Origin of the sequence: Marinobacter sp. EN3 (assembly GCF_000475315.1) — a bacterium.
GTDB lineage: Bacteria > Pseudomonadota > Gammaproteobacteria > Pseudomonadales > Oleiphilaceae > Marinobacter > Marinobacter nauticus.
The window spans coordinates 45416-58625 of the sequence record NZ_AXCC01000017.1 but is presented as its reverse complement, the minus strand read 5'-3'; the positions used below and the strand labels follow the sequence as shown (position 1 = coordinate 58625).

At 58.3% G+C, this 13210-nt stretch carries 15 protein-coding genes; 3 read left to right on the top strand and 12 right to left on the bottom strand.

Going from position 1 to position 13210, the window contains the following annotated elements; genetic code table 11:
- Positions 1–7 precede the first annotated feature (7 nt).
- The 5 genes from tssG to tssB all read right to left on the bottom strand — a co-directional run bounded on the left by tssG (position 8) and on the right by tssB (position 5415).
- Complete coding sequence (gene tssG, locus Q675_RS25410) at positions 8–1024, bottom strand: type VI secretion system baseplate subunit TssG (protein ID WP_022991312.1); 1017 nt, start codon at positions 1022–1024, stop codon at positions 8–10.
- Positions 988–2760 carry a type VI secretion system baseplate subunit TssF gene (gene tssF / locus Q675_RS25405; RefSeq protein ID WP_031211191.1) on the bottom strand — a complete coding sequence of 591 codons (1773 nt, stop codon included), beginning with the start codon at positions 2758–2760 and terminating at the stop codon, positions 988–990. The genes tssG and tssF overlap by 37 nt, the downstream gene beginning before the upstream one ends.
- A gap of 173 nt (positions 2761–2933) precedes the next feature.
- Positions 2934–3371, bottom strand: coding sequence for a type VI secretion system baseplate subunit TssE (gene tssE, locus Q675_RS25400; RefSeq protein ID WP_023010921.1), 438 nt, complete (start codon positions 3369–3371; stop codon positions 2934–2936).
- A gap of 3 nt (positions 3372–3374) precedes the next feature.
- Positions 3375–4856, bottom strand: coding sequence for a type VI secretion system contractile sheath large subunit (gene tssC, locus Q675_RS25395; protein WP_011787136.1), 1482 nt, complete (start codon positions 4854–4856; stop codon positions 3375–3377).
- Positions 4857–4917: 61 nt separating this feature from the next.
- Positions 4918–5415, bottom strand: coding sequence for a type VI secretion system contractile sheath small subunit (tssB, locus tag Q675_RS25390; protein ID WP_011787137.1), 498 nt, complete (start codon positions 5413–5415; stop codon positions 4918–4920).
- A gap of 272 nt (positions 5416–5687) precedes the next feature.
- Between tssB and Q675_RS25385 the strand changes: the two genes are divergently transcribed.
- On the top strand, positions 5688–5948 hold the full coding sequence (locus Q675_RS25385) for an acyl-CoA-binding protein (protein WP_023010919.1): 261 nt from the start codon (positions 5688–5690) through the stop codon (positions 5946–5948).
- Between the two features lie 124 nt (positions 5949–6072).
- Positions 6073–6387, top strand: coding sequence for a site-specific integrase (locus Q675_RS25380; RefSeq protein WP_011787139.1), 315 nt, complete (start codon positions 6073–6075; stop codon positions 6385–6387).
- A gap of 22 nt (positions 6388–6409) precedes the next feature.
- Here Q675_RS25380 and Q675_RS25375 read toward each other — a convergent pair whose 3' ends face one another.
- Both Q675_RS25375 and greB read right to left on the bottom strand, forming a co-directional pair.
- On the bottom strand, positions 6410–6856 hold the full coding sequence (locus Q675_RS25375) for a hypothetical protein (RefSeq protein ID WP_031211189.1): 447 nt from the start codon (positions 6854–6856) through the stop codon (positions 6410–6412).
- Between the two features lie 116 nt (positions 6857–6972).
- The gene (gene greB / locus Q675_RS25370; RefSeq protein ID WP_023010917.1) at positions 6973–7488 is read right to left on the bottom strand and encodes a transcription elongation factor GreB; all 516 of its coding nucleotides are present in this window, start codon (positions 7486–7488) and stop codon (positions 6973–6975) included.
- Between the two features lie 281 nt (positions 7489–7769).
- On the opposite strand from greB, the gene Q675_RS25365 reads away from it, so the two are divergent.
- Positions 7770–8051, top strand: a complete 282-nt coding sequence (locus tag Q675_RS25365; protein WP_023010916.1) for a hypothetical protein — start codon at positions 7770–7772, stop codon at positions 8049–8051.
- A gap of 2 nt (positions 8052–8053) precedes the next feature.
- Here the strand turns inward: Q675_RS25365 and Q675_RS25360 are convergent, their stop codons facing one another.
- From Q675_RS25360 to rpoH, 5 genes are all read right to left on the bottom strand, one after another.
- Entirely contained in the window at positions 8054–9532 is a 1479-nt protein-coding gene (locus Q675_RS25360; protein WP_014422975.1) for a sensor histidine kinase, read from the bottom strand.
- Positions 9519–10199, bottom strand: a complete 681-nt coding sequence (locus Q675_RS25355; protein WP_011787144.1) for a response regulator transcription factor — start codon at positions 10197–10199, stop codon at positions 9519–9521. The genes Q675_RS25360 and Q675_RS25355 overlap by 14 nt, the downstream gene beginning before the upstream one ends.
- 103 nt (positions 10200–10302) lie before the next feature.
- Complete coding sequence (hyi, locus tag Q675_RS25350; RefSeq protein WP_023010915.1) at positions 10303–11082, bottom strand: hydroxypyruvate isomerase; 780 nt, start codon at positions 11080–11082, stop codon at positions 10303–10305.
- A gap of 20 nt (positions 11083–11102) precedes the next feature.
- On the bottom strand, positions 11103–12014 hold the full coding sequence (locus tag Q675_RS25345) for an NAD(P)-dependent oxidoreductase (RefSeq protein WP_023010914.1): 912 nt from the start codon (positions 12012–12014) through the stop codon (positions 11103–11105).
- 245 nt (positions 12015–12259) lie between these two features.
- Positions 12260–13120: an RNA polymerase sigma factor RpoH gene (gene rpoH / locus Q675_RS25340; protein ID WP_014422978.1), complete on the bottom strand. Its 861-nt coding sequence runs from the start codon at positions 13118–13120 to the stop codon at positions 12260–12262.
- Positions 13121–13210: the final 90 nt, after the last annotated feature.

Below are 13210 nucleotides of genomic sequence, written 5' to 3'. Positions count from 1 at the left end.
CCCTGCCCTAACGTCTGATCTGTATCCGCACCGCCGGACGCTCACGGGCCCGGTCCGGTGTTACGAAGGAATTCCAGCCCAGGCGAACATCCTCGCCCAGTTGCATGGGGCGAATATCCTTGGGCCGCATTTGCAGCTCCAGGTCATAGGCCAGCTGCTCCCGGGTAGCGAACTCCACCAGTTTGACCAGGCGCTGGTGATCCCGGCCATTGGGCAGAAAATCCGCAAACCGCTGCCGAGTCAGATTGCGCAGCCGGAGAATAAACTTGCCGCTGCGATCCCGGATGCGCGAACCCACCAGCGTGTCTTCGCCCAGGGTGGCGTTGGCCCTGCCCAGCGCGGTTTGCTGATCCCGAGCGATGTCCACTTTGCGCAGCACCCACTGTTCGATGCTGACGTCGTCCAGGTCAAAACAGTGGCCGATGATGCCGCTGACCACTTCCGGTGACCGGCTCCGACCCGCCATCAAGCCGGCATAGGCCAGCATCTTGGACCAGTTCACCGGCGTCGCTTCCCGCAGCCGACTGTCGCCCAAACCGGTCAGGGCATACACCAGTTCCGAAAAACCGTCGCTGGCCCCGGGCTGGAACCGGATGTAGTAGCGGTATTTGCGCCAGGCCCGATGGAACAGGGTCACCAGCCGGTGATTGAAGAAATCCAGAAAATGCCGACGAACACCGAGATTCTGCCCCGCTTCCCAGGCCAGATCTTCCAGGTAATAACCGGGCAGTGGCGACTGGGAGCCGTGAAGCCCCAGGAAGCTGACTTCCATCTGATAGGGAGCGTGCTCATGCTCCGGCGACAGCGCCGACACCACGTCACTGCCGGGAAATCCAAGGCCGGCCGAGGCCGAGAACCGGATGCGTTCCTGGCGGGGCTCATCGTGACCGCCACGCTCCAGGTCGTCTCCATGGTGCCGGTGAATCAGATCCACCAGCTGAAAAAAACTGTATCGCCGCGCGTTGCCGAGAACGGGTTCCAGCCCGGCTACATCAGCGGCTGCTGACCTTGCTGTAACGTCCATGTGTACCGTTCCTGATTGTCTGTATTCACCACTTCCAGTTGGTGAAACGCATTGATACTCGCGTAAAGCGCAAAAAACTGACTCAAGACCGTGCCGAACAGGTAGAGGTCACCTTCACTGGCAAACCCATGCTGATCCAGCTTCAGCTCTGAGCGGATACCGCGCACCGGCAGCCCGCGAATCATGCGGTCAACCGGCTTGGTGGTGATGCCCGTGATACCGGCCAGCCGCTTCTGGGACACCCGCTCAGCCTGTCGGTCGACGAGGGCCCGGAAGTCATACACTCGCAGCACGGTGCGCAGGGCATCCACATCCAGCATCGACAGGTAGTTCAATGACAGGTTGGATATCAGCGTCCACAACAGGCTGCCATCCAGGGTAGGCCGCAGGGTCGCCGTCGGGCGCGTGATATTGCTGAATGCGGCAAAGGCCGGTGTGCTCTCGGTGGCCATGCACACTTCCCCGACGGCCAGTTGTTGTGGCAACTGGCGATTGGTGCAGGTGAGCGTGAGCGAGACCGCTTCCTGACGATTCAGACATTCGGTTTCATCACCACGAACAAAGGAAATGTAGTGATCAAAACCATCCCCACGCACGCTCTCCCGGGTACGTACCCGGTAGTACAGGGCGGTGCGGCCCCGATCCCGCTCCACTTCATGCTGGAAACTCTCAAACGCCGTGTAGATGCGCGGCTCGCCTCTACCGGAACGACCTTCCAGCCAGCCCTCAACCTGCTCGATACTGAACACCTCGTAGTGTTCCGGGCAGCGGCTGGAGGGTGAAATACGGTATTCAGTCTGGCGACCGTTCAGGTCTACCGGCTCGCCTTCGTGGCTGAACAGATTAACCGCGGGGGTGCAGTACAACTGCATGGAGTCGCGGGTTACCCGGGTGTCCGGGGGCAGAATCCGGCTGAAGTGGAAACGCAGACTGATCTCATCAGCCTGCACCGCTGGCAACCGGGATTTCAGGCCGGTGATGTCAACAAACCGGAAGGCCTCCGGAAAACTCAGGTACTCCTGGATAATCCGGTAGCCGGCATAAGCATTCTTGGGATAAGGCAGGATCGCCTCGTCTGCCGCAAAGCCAACCGGCTGCAACAGGGATGAAGGCAGACTGACCACACGGTCGCCCACCACCAGCTCCATACGGCTGAGGTAATGGTTTAACCACAGATACAGGGTCTCTGCCGTGTGGTTGTCGCCCCCCAGGTAAAAACGCAGATTTTCCAGGCCAATGCCATTCAGTGGCTGGTCCGTATGCAGCGCCAGGTCTACGGTCACGGAGGAAACTTCCCGTGAGTGCTCGGCATTAGCCTCGGCCACACTGATCGGAAAAATATCCACCGACCGGCAGGTGCGGAACCGGCATTGGGTCTGGCGGCTGGCGTCGCCCAAGGGGCGGCTCTTGATCTCGGTATGACGATCAACAACCTGACGTTCACTGATGGCATGCAGCTGTGGATCAAAGCGCATGATGGTGCAGCTGGGCACTGGCCGCAGATAATTGGGCCAGAGCATGTTCAGCAGCGAATGAGTCAGCTCCGGAAACTCGTCCTCAACTTTTTCCCGCAGTTTGCCGGTCAGGAAGGCGAAGCCTTCCAGCAGCCGTTCTACGTCCGGGTCGGTGCTCTGTTCGGATAGAAAGCGGGTGAGCTGCGGGTGGGCTTCGGCAAATTCCCTGCCTTGCAACCGCAGAAAGCTCAACTCATCCCTGTAAAAGCGATTTAACTTCATCGTTACTGCACCACTAGTCTGGCCCCGAGCAAGGGTGTGGTTGGCCTTTCCAAAAGACGCTTCAAGCCCATCCATGGGGCGCTTGAGCTCCGCCATCCATGGCTCCGCACACTTTTGGAAAGGCCAACCACACCCTCGCTCTCATCCTTGCCTGCAGAATACTACCCATGACGCTAGATCACGCGGTAGTACCGCTTATCATCCAAAACCAGGTCTATGGTCGTCCGATCATCGCTTCCTGCAACGTTCAGGTAGACCGTCACCTGGAACTTCAACTGCAACGGGTCCGGGCCCGGTGGCATGGCTACCACATCCACCCGCTTAACCCGCGGCTCAAACTTCTCAATGCACTGACGGATGGCCCCGCGGATCTGGATGCTCAGGTCATGAGTGCCCAGAGTGGCGTCGTTGAAATCCAGTAAGCCAAGATCCGGTGCGCTGCTGCTGTTGCCCGGGTGGGCGTTCAGCAGTCGCACCAGGTGACGCTTGATGGATTCCACCACATGGGTGAACTCCCCCATGCTCTGGCCCGCGGGAGCGGCAGCCTGTTCAAGCCGTTCAAACAGGCTGCCGGTGTTGCGAACGCCGTCAGTGCCGGTGCCGCCGAACACGGATTAATCCTTGTCCAGTCGGCCAACCAGCGAGAGTTCAAAGTTGGCGCCCATGTATTTGAAGTGCGGACGCACTGCCAGGGAGACCTGGTACCAGCCCGGATCGCCTTCCACATCGGAGACTTCCACTTTCGCGGCACGCAAGGGGCGGCGGCTGCGGACGTCTGCGGGCGGGTTTTCCTGGTCGGCCACGTATTGGCGAATCCAGGTGTTCAGTTCCCGCTCCAGATCCTGGCGCTCTTTCCAGGAGCCGATCTGCTCTCGCTGCAGCACCTTGATGTAGTGGGCCAGGCGGTTCACGATCATCATGTACGGCAACTGGGTACCCAACTTGTAGTTGGTTTCCGCTTCCTTGCCTTCCTTGGTGTTCGGGAACTGCTTGGGCTTCTGCACAGAGTTGGCGGAGAAGAACGCGGCGTTATCGCTGCCTTTACGCATGGTCAGGGCGATGAAACCTTCTTCCGCCAGCTCGTATTCGCGACGGTCGGTAATCAGCACCTCAGTCGGAATCTTGGCTTCCAGCTGACCAAAGGACTCGAAGGTGTGCACCGGCAGATCTTCCACCGCACCACCACTCTGGGGGCCAATGATGTTCGGGCACCAACGGTACTTGGCGAAGCTCTCGGTCAGGCGTGTGGCCAGCAGGTAGGAGGTATTGCCCCACAGGTAATGTTCGTGGTCACCGGAGACATCTTCCTTGTAGTTGAAGCTGCGCACCGGGTTTTCAGTCGGATCGTAAGGCACCCGCAGCAGGAAGCGCGGTGCGGTCAGGCCCAGGTAACGGGCATCCTCAGATTCCCGCAGGGAACGCCACTTGGCGTATTTCGGGCCTTCGAAAACGGCGCTCAGCTCTTTGATGGCCGGCAGTTCCTGGTAGCTGTCGACGCCGAAGAACGACGGTGCAACCGAGGACAGGAACGGCGCGTGGGACATGGCGCCAACCGACGACACGTACTGCAGCAGCTTCATGTCCGGCGTTGATGGGCTGAAGGCGTAGTTGCCAACAATGGCGCCCACCGGCTCACCACCGAACTGACCATACTCGGCGGCATAAATGTGCTTGTAGAAGCCGGTCTGGGTCACGTCCGGAGCAAATTCGAAATCTTCCAGTAGCTCGGTCTTGGTGGCATGGAGGATATCCACCTTGATGTTCTCGCGGAAATCGGTGCGATCCACCATCAGTTTCAGTCCGCGCCAGGACGATTCCAGCTCCTGCAGCTTGGGCGCGTGCAGAATCTCATCCATCTGGGCGCTGATTTTACGATCCAGCTCGACCACCATCTGGTCGACCAGCGCCTTGTTGACCGGCTGGCCTTTTTCATCGCTCTTCAGCAGGTTGGCAATAAACGTGGCCACCCCTTTACGGGCAACATCGTAGCCTTCATCGGCCGGCGCCATACGGCTGTTGGCCATGACCTGGTCAAGCAGAGAGCCTTCTGCTACGGATTCGGAGGCAGCAGATTGCTGCACAGCAGTATCAGACATACCACATCCCTTCAGTACGTGATTGATAATCGGTGTAGGTTACCGGGTTCCGGTGTTGCGATTACTCGCCGCCGTCGGTGGCCAGCTCAAGTTCAGCCAGCAGCTTTTCCCGGGCGTCGTCGTTGTCCAGCAGCTCCTGCAGCTTGGAACGGAACGAAGGCACGTTGCCCAGCGGGCCCTTGAGGGCAACCAGGGCTTCACGCAGCTCAATCAGCTTCTTGAGCTCAGGGACCTGGCGGGCAATGCTGTCCGGAGAAAAGTCTTCGAGCCCCTGGAATTCGAGATTCACGGGAAGATCGTCGGCGCCGTCTTCGAGCTTGTTGGAAACACTGGTGGAAAGCGTCAGACCCGCTTCCTTCATGACAGAACGGAAGTTGTTCTTGTCGACGGAAATGGCCTTACGGTCTTCAATGGGGGTTTCTTCAGCGTGACCCTTGAAATCACCAACCACGAACATCTTCAGTGGCAGTTCGGTTTCGGCCTGCTGATCGCCTGTGGCGGGGACATACTTGATATTGATGCGCTCTTTCGGCGCAACGGAACCGTCTTTGGCAGACATGGCGTGCTCCCTGTGCAAGTCATTTGCAATTGTATCGATCCTTGGTGCCTGCCCTCCTGGCAGACAACGCGTAAAACTGTACACAGGTCACCCAGGGTTCTCAAGCAAAAATTGGCCAGCGATGGCTCAAAATGTGTGCTTGGGCAAACTTTTGCCAGATTGCCAAGGCGGCTGGAAAACCGCTGTTTCGGTCAATGACGCCAACCAGCGCCGTCGCTATACTGCCGACATGCTTGAATGGAAAAAAACCACCAACACCACGGAGACACAACATGAGTGACCTGAAAGCGAAGTTCGAAGAAGCGGTAAACTACATCCAGACTGCGGAAGGCGATTTCAAACCTTCCAACGAAATGAAACTGGAATTCTACGCCCTTTACAAGCAGGCCACCGAAGGCGATGTCAGCGGCAAGCGCCCGGGCATGATGGATTTTGTTGGTCGGGCCAAGTACGACGCCTGGGAGAAACTCAAGGGCATGTCCAGCGATGACGCCATGCAGCAGTACATCGACAAACTTGAATCCCTGAAGTAACGCCCCTGCCCCGCCGCCACACCGGTTGCGGGGCACCGCACCCGCCAGAATTTTGCGCCGTTCAAACGTTTGTCATATGATGCGCGCAACATAACAAAAACAAGCTTTTGAACGAGTAAACACCATGGACATTACTGAGGCCCTGGAGCAATCGCGCCCAGGCATGATTGGCCAGGTACAGGCCGCCATCCGTAAACGCGAACTGAATCAACGCGCCGAGCAAACCTATCTGCACTGGATCAGCCGATTTGTGCTGTTTCATGATCTGAAGGATCCGGACAATCTGGCCGAAGAGGATCAGAAGCTGTTCCTGACCTATCTGAGTGAAAAGATCCGGGTATCCCGGGCCCGACTGAATCAGGCCAGTCAGGCTCTGAGCTTTTTCTACGAAGATGTGCTCGGCAGGCCCGCTGCTGCAGCGGATTCAGCCGCTGCCTGAGGCCGAGTAGCGGGGCCGATGTTTAACGACCGGTGAGATTGGTATTCAGGGTATCGTAGGTACGGTTCTCGGGTGGCCGGATCACGTAATTGTTGCCGTGGCTCTGGCCCGGTATCACTTTGGGGTTACTGAAACGGATCTCGACGGGAATCTCGGAACGGCCCAGATCGGTTCGCGGGTCTCTCGGCTGCAGGGCCAGCGGGTCCAGATAGAAATCGTCATCCGTTGCCTGCTGCACCGGTACCCCGGCCGCCGGCGCTGCCAGCCCGCCCTCAATTACGGTATTGGCCAGCTCCTCTTCCGCGACCGAGCGAAACGGAATGGTGTCGATAGTGGAGCGCTCTTCGTACTCAAACGCGGCGTCATCGTCACTCTGGGCATAGGCAGGCAACGCCGTCAGCAGCATCAACGGCAACGCCAGCAACGCTGCCCCGGCTCGTTTTTCCTCTGTCTGTTTCCTGACATTCATGGCGCTCATCCCAACCCTAGCCGATCATCCATTTGCCCTGACGGGTGACAATATTTGATCAGTCTATCGCCAAAAATGACCCTTTGCCCAGGCAAAAGCCAGTTTTGTGACAGCACTCACTTGTCGTTCGAGGCCATTTGGTAGCGGATATCGGTAATCACCACCTGCTTCCAGCCCTCGGGGGTTCTCACCGATACCTCGTCATCCAGATGCTTGCCAATGAGCGCGCGGGCCAGCGGAGAATTGATACTGAGATAGCCTTTTTCGAGATCGAATTCATCGGCACCCACGATTCGATACTCCTGCTCACTGCCGTCCGCATCCTCGATGGTCACCCAGGCACCAAAGAATACCCGGCTCCGGTCTTCCGGCAGGCGATCCACCACCGAGACCTCATCCAGCCGCTTGCTGAGGAAGCGTACGCGACGGTCGATTTCCCGAAGCTGCTTCTTGCCATAGATGTACTCGGCGTTCTCGGACCGATCCCCCAGGGCAGCTGCTTCACGTACTGCCTGGGTAACCTCTGGTCGCTTCACTTTCCATAGGAATTGCAGCTCATCCCGGAGCGCCTGTTCACCTTCGGGGGTGATATAGCGCGGCCGGTTGTTGCCTGAAGGCGTCTGGTTGGCCATGGGTGTCCTGGTTCAAGAAGCAATGCATTTCGGAAGGGCAAAAAAAACCCCGTGAATCACGGGGTATAAGGCTAGCGCTGTGCTGGAGGGGGAAGCAAGCAGATCATCCGCCCGCTTCCGCATCTACACCCTCTATTCTGCACATTGACCATTACCTGCCTGTGGCCATGCGATTACCTTTTGGCAAGGCATCCGTTCCGCAATCTAGGTTGAACACTCTAGCGCCAAGGATTAGCGTGGCCGACAATGACACCTGATCTTTTCTGCATGGAGATATGCTAATGGATACCAAGAAACTGATGAATCTGGCACTTGAAGGGGTGGATAGCCTGGGTTTCCGACTGGACCAACTGGGCATCACCAGCCGCGTCAATCGCCACAATATTGCGGCCTTTCTGATGACCGAACAGAAGCATCTGGAAGGCGAGTGGGACAGTATTCAGGCCAAGGTGGATCGCCGTCGCTCGCAGTTTGATCATATCAGCCAGCAGGTCGAGTCACGGGCCGACGCGGTACTTGGCCCTGTCCTGAGCCGTATCAACCGCTTTCGCGCCAGCCAGTAATCTCAGGCCGTGCCGGGTTCTGCGGAGGAGCGACCCTCCTCCGTTGAACCACCATTCTCAGACTGTGTGGCCTTGATTCGCTTTTTTACGGCGGTGTACGCTGGCATACGGACCGTGACGGTCAAGCCCGGCATGTCTTCACCAGGATGGGTATCACTCAGCAGAATCTGGCCCTGATGAATCTCCGCCACCGCCGACACCAGGCTGAGCCCCAGACCATTGCCGGGTAACGAGCGGCTCTTGCCAACCCGGTAGAAGCGCTGGAAAACCTGATCTTTCTCATCATCCGGAATACCGATACCGGAATCCTGAACCTCAAACACCGCTCCGCCGCCGTCCCGGCGAACGACCACCTTGATGGCACCATGCTCCGGCGTGTATTTGATGGCGTTGTCGATCAGGTTACTGATCATCTGGAACAGGAGATCCCGGTCTCCCTCAATCCGGACATTTTGCTCAAGTTCCTGAGAGAAACTCTGATCCTTGTCCTCGGAAAGGGCCTCGTAGAGTTCACAGGCATCGCTGACCAGTTCATCCAGAGCCACCACCTTCATGTCGGCCGAGTTGCCCCGGGTCTCCAGCCGGGCAATGCGCAGCAAGGCATTGAAGGTGGCCAGCAGCTGGTCAGCCTCCGCCACAGCCTGCCCGACATGCTCGCGCGCCTCGTCATTGTCGACCGTAATCAGCGTGTTTTCGAGCTGGTTACGCAGTCGCGTCAGTGGAGTGCGAAGATCATGGGCGATGCTGTCGGAAACATGGCGTATGCCTTCCATCAGATACACGATCCGATCCAGCATCTGGTTCAGGTTTTCGGCCAGTTGATCAAAATCGTCGTCGGTCCCACGGGTCGGAATTCGGAGGGACAGGTGCCCATTCATGATCCGGCGGGAGGTGTTGTTGATCACTTCAATGCGGCGAGTGGTGCTTCGGCTCATCAGGAAGCCACCCAGGAGCGCCAGGGCAAGGGTGATTCCCATACCCCAGTTGATGGCAGTTTCAATCACCCGCTTGAGGTTGGTGAGGTCATCCACATCGCGCCCCACCAGCAAGCGCAAACCACCCTGGACCTCAAAGATTCTGGCCCGGGCCAGGCGCTCGGGGCCCTGCCAGCCAACGGAGGGGTTCAGGGTGAAATTGATCCAGCCACTGTCAGACGAGCGGCTGCCCTCTGGCCAGGTTTCAATATTCCCGGCCAGTTTCAGAAAGTCGTCTGTGGTCAACAGGTAAATGGACTTGGCATTCGGATCCCTGGCCACCCGTTCCCGGATGATGGTGATCAGACCATTTACACCACGACTGCGATACTGCTCCGCCAGGCCAGCGATTTCCGCTTCAATGGTCTCGTCGGTCTGGGCAGTCATGAACCCGGCTGTACGCCAGTAGATAAATGCCAACAGCAGAAACACCGAGGTGGCAAACACCACCATATACAGCAGGGCAAGCTGGAAAGACGATGTTCTGAGCTGACTAAGCAGTTTCACGTAACATGTATCCCGCCCCCCGCACTGTCTGCAGCAGGGGTGTATCGAATTCCTTGTCGATCTTGGCGCGCAGACGGCTGATATGCACGTCGATCACGTTGGTCTGGGGGTCAAAGTGATAATCCCACACTTTCTCCAGCAGCATGGTACGGGTAACCACCTGCCCGGCATTACGCATCAGGTATTCCAGCAGCCTGAACTCCCGGGGCTGGACATCAATATTCTGGCCGGCTCGTTTTACGGTGCGGGCCAGCAGGTCCATCTCCAGATCCGCCACTTTCAGTACGGTCTCGGTCTCGGCGGCCTGACGGTTGCGCCGGATCAGTGACTCGATGCGCGCCAGCAGCTCGGTGAAAGAAAACGGCTTGGTCAGGTAGTCATCGCCACCGCCACGCAGCCCTTCGACACGGTCATCGACATCGCCCAGAGCACTGAGAATCAGCACCGGCGTCTGGTTGCCCGTGGCCCGTACCGTCTTGATAATGGAAAGGCCATCCATACCCGGCAACATCCGGTCGACAATCATGATGTCGTATTCTTCACTGGCCGCCATCATCATGCCTTCCTTGCCGTCGGCCGCATGATCCACCACGAAGTCGGATTCCCTCAGTCCCTTTAGCAGATAATTTGCTACATCCCGATCGTCTTCGATTACCAGCGCTTTCACCGGTGCTCCTCCTGATAGCGGAAAACATTAACAACAAGGGTACGAAGAACTCCGGGAACCGGCCAGTTACGATCTTGTAAGAGGGTGTCGCCTATGGCGACGGTCAGTTTGCCTCCGAAAACCAGCCCAGAGACGGCTCTGTCGCCCCGGTGGGCCTGTACTCTGCGCTCACCCAGCCGCCATAACCCAGTCTGTCTATCGCCGAGAAAACATTCGAAAAGTTAATCTCCCCGGTTCCCGGCTGATGCCGGCCCGGGTTGTCGGCGAACTGAATGTGGCCAATCCAGGGCAACAGGCATTCGATGCCACGAATCAGATCCCCTTCCATGATCTGCATGTGATAGAGATCGTACTGCAGGCGCACGTTGTCTGCCTCCAGCGCCTCAATCAGCGCCATCACCTTGCCACTGGTATCGAGCATGAAGCCCGGCATATCCACCCGCGAATTGATGGCTTCCAGGCACAGGGTCAAACCTGCTTCGGCGAAGCGGTCGGCTGCGTACTGCACGTTCGCCACCAGGGTCTGCCAGGCCTCTTCCTCGGCAACGGATTCGGGCTTCAAACCTGCCAGGCAGTTCAGTTGCTTGCAGCCCAGCATCCGGGCGTAGTGAATGGCCTGCTCGACACCGGCGCGAAACTCCTCAATGCGATCCGGCAGACAGGCAATGCCACGCTCCCCCGCTGCCCAATCGCCGGGTGGCAGATTGAACAGCACTTGTTCCAGCCCGTTGCTCTGAAGCCGCTCCGCCAGCTGTTCCGCCGGCCACTCATAGGGAAACAGATACTCCACACCATGGAACCCGGCACTTCGGGCCCGGGCGAAACGTTCCAGAAACGGCACTTCGGTAAACAGCATGCTCAGGTTGGCAGCAAAACGGGGCATGGCAGATTTCTCCGGTTAATTCAGTGCTTGGGGCCTCGGCCCAGGGAACCCATCAGGGTACCGTTCAGATGCTCCAACTCCAGCAACAGGCCGCTGTGATCGACATCGCTGTGGCCATTGGCGACCAGGGCAAGGTATTCATTATGCACCTGCTGGGCCAGCGGCAGGGTCAGATTTTCCGAGCGGGCCTCATCCAGAATCATACGCATATCCTTGAGCTGGATGCGGGCCGGAGCGCCCGGCGCGAAGTCCCGGTCAATCATCCGCTGGCCATGCAGTTCCAGAATCCGGCTGCCGGCAAACCCGCCCATCAGCGCTTCCCGCACGGCGGCCGGATCCGCGCCACCTTTGGCTGCCAGCAACAGCGCCTCCGACACAGCCCCGATGGTGATCCCCACAATTGCCTGATTGGCCAGCTTTGCCAGCTGACCGGCCCCCACCGGCCCGATGCGGGTGCATTTGCCCAGCGCATTGAACACCGGCAAAGCCCGCTCGATATCGGCTTCCGAGCCGCCCGCCATGATACTCAAACGAGCCTCGGCCGCACCCACCGTGCCGCCAGATACCGGTGCATCGACATAACCGGCCCCCTGCTCTGCGGCCAGCTCGGCATGTTCCCGCGCCAGCGAAGGCTGCACCGAACTCATATCGATCACCAGCGCACCCGGCTTCACCGCAGCCATAGCACCCTGCTTCACCAGCACATCATCCACCACCTGACCATTCTCCAGCATGGCGATCACGATATCGGCCTCCGCCACCGCCTCGGCGGGCGTCCCGGCGATCGTCGCTTCGCTGGCAAAGGGCTCGCATTTGCTGGTGGTGCGATTCCAGAGCGTCATGGAAAAACCGGCGTCCAGCAGGTTACGGGTCATCGGCGTGCCCATCAGGCCGATGCCGAGAAAAGCGATACGAGGAGAATGTGCAAACATTTTGGGGAATCCCACTCAGAAGCCCGGCGAAGGGATTGGGGTAGCCTTTCCAAAAATTTGCGGAGCCATGGATGGCGGAGCAGAAGCGCCACATGGATGTGCCGCAGGAGCGTTTTTTGGAAAGGCTACCCCAATCCCTTCTTCCCAGCCACGTGAATTAAATGGTTTAGGCGGATTATACAAACAAAAACGCCACCAACCGCGAACGGTGGTGGCGTTTTCAGCTTCCGGGCTGCAATAAAGCCTCAGGCGACCTCGGCCATCTGCACCCGGATCTTCTTCATGGCGTTTTTCTCAAGCTGGCGGATCCGCTCAGCGGACACCCCGTACTTGTCGGCCAGCTCATGCAACGTCGACTTGCTCTCCGACAACCAGCGTTCACGCAGAATATCCTGACTTCGCTCGTCCAGCTGCTCCAGCGCCTGCATCAGCCGGCCGTTGGAGTCCTCAGACCAGTCAGCGTTTTCCAGCTGAACCGCCGGATCGCTACGGCGATCCTCCAAGTAGTAAGCCGGCGCCTGGTAGGCGTTGTCTTCGTCATCATCCATCGGGCCGTCAAAAGCGGTGTCCTGGGAAGCCAGGCGACCTTCCATTTCCCGCACCACGTGGGGCTCGACACCCAGATCATTGGCGACCGCTTTCAGCTCATCGTGATTCAGCCATGCCAGCTTCTTCTTCTGGCTGCGCAGATTGAAGAACAGCTTGCGCTGGGCCTTGGTGGTGGCCACTTTCACAATGCGCCAGTTACGCAGAATGAATTCGTGAATCTCCGCCTTGATCCAGTGCACGGCAAACGACACCAGACGCACGCCATACTCAGGATTAAACCGCTTGACGGCCTTCATCAGGCCAACGTTGCCTTCCTGGATCAGGTCGGCCTGGGCCAGGCCGTAGCCGGAATAGCTGCGAGCAATGTGAATCACAAAGCGCAGGTGCGACAGCACCAACTGACGCGCGGCCTCAACATCGCCATGGTAGTGCAGCCGTTCTGCCAGTTCCCGCTCTTCATCAACGGAGAGAACAGGAATGCGACTCGCCGCCTGGATATACGACTCGAGATTCGCACCCGGAACCAGTCTGTCAACCAGCTGTAAACTCGTACCCATGCATTAACCTCCGAACCTGACAGCCTTTAAATATAGCAACTCAATATGAGACCGCCAAGAACTCAATTAGTTCCCGAACTTCCCAGCAAA

Bases quoted from the DNA above. Each gene is read 5' to 3' on its own strand.
- rpoH (WP_014422978.1), bottom strand. From the start codon at position 13,120: ATGGGTACGAGTTTACAGCTGGTTGACAGACTGGTTCCGGGTGCGAAT.
- Q675_RS25385 (WP_023010919.1), top strand. From the start codon at position 5,688: ATGAGTGACCTGAAAGCGAAGTTCGAAGAAGCGGTAAACTACATCCAG.
- tssB (WP_011787137.1), bottom strand. From the start codon at position 5,415: ATGTCTGCCAAAGACGGTTCCGTTGCGCCGAAAGAGCGCATCAATATC.
- Q675_RS25365 (WP_023010916.1), top strand. From the start codon at position 7,770: ATGGATACCAAGAAACTGATGAATCTGGCACTTGAAGGGGTGGATAGC.
- Q675_RS25380 (WP_011787139.1), top strand. From the start codon at position 6,073: ATGGACATTACTGAGGCCCTGGAGCAATCGCGCCCAGGCATGATTGGC.
- tssF (WP_031211191.1), bottom strand. From the start codon at position 2,760: ATGAAGTTAAATCGCTTTTACAGGGATGAGTTGAGCTTTCTGCGGTTG.
- tssC (WP_011787136.1), bottom strand. From the start codon at position 4,856: ATGTCTGATACTGCTGTGCAGCAATCTGCTGCCTCCGAATCCGTAGCA.
- greB (WP_023010917.1), bottom strand. From the start codon at position 7,488: ATGGCCAACCAGACGCCTTCAGGCAACAACCGGCCGCGCTATATCACC.
- Q675_RS25345 (WP_023010914.1), bottom strand. From the start codon at position 12,014: ATGTTTGCACATTCTCCTCGTATCGCTTTTCTCGGCATCGGCCTGATG.
- hyi (WP_023010915.1), bottom strand. From the start codon at position 11,082: ATGCCCCGTTTTGCTGCCAACCTGAGCATGCTGTTTACCGAAGTGCCG.
- tssG (WP_022991312.1), bottom strand. From the start codon at position 1,024: ATGGACGTTACAGCAAGGTCAGCAGCCGCTGATGTAGCCGGGCTGGAA.
- Q675_RS25375 (WP_031211189.1), bottom strand. From the start codon at position 6,856: ATGAATGTCAGGAAACAGACAGAGGAAAAACGAGCCGGGGCAGCGTTG.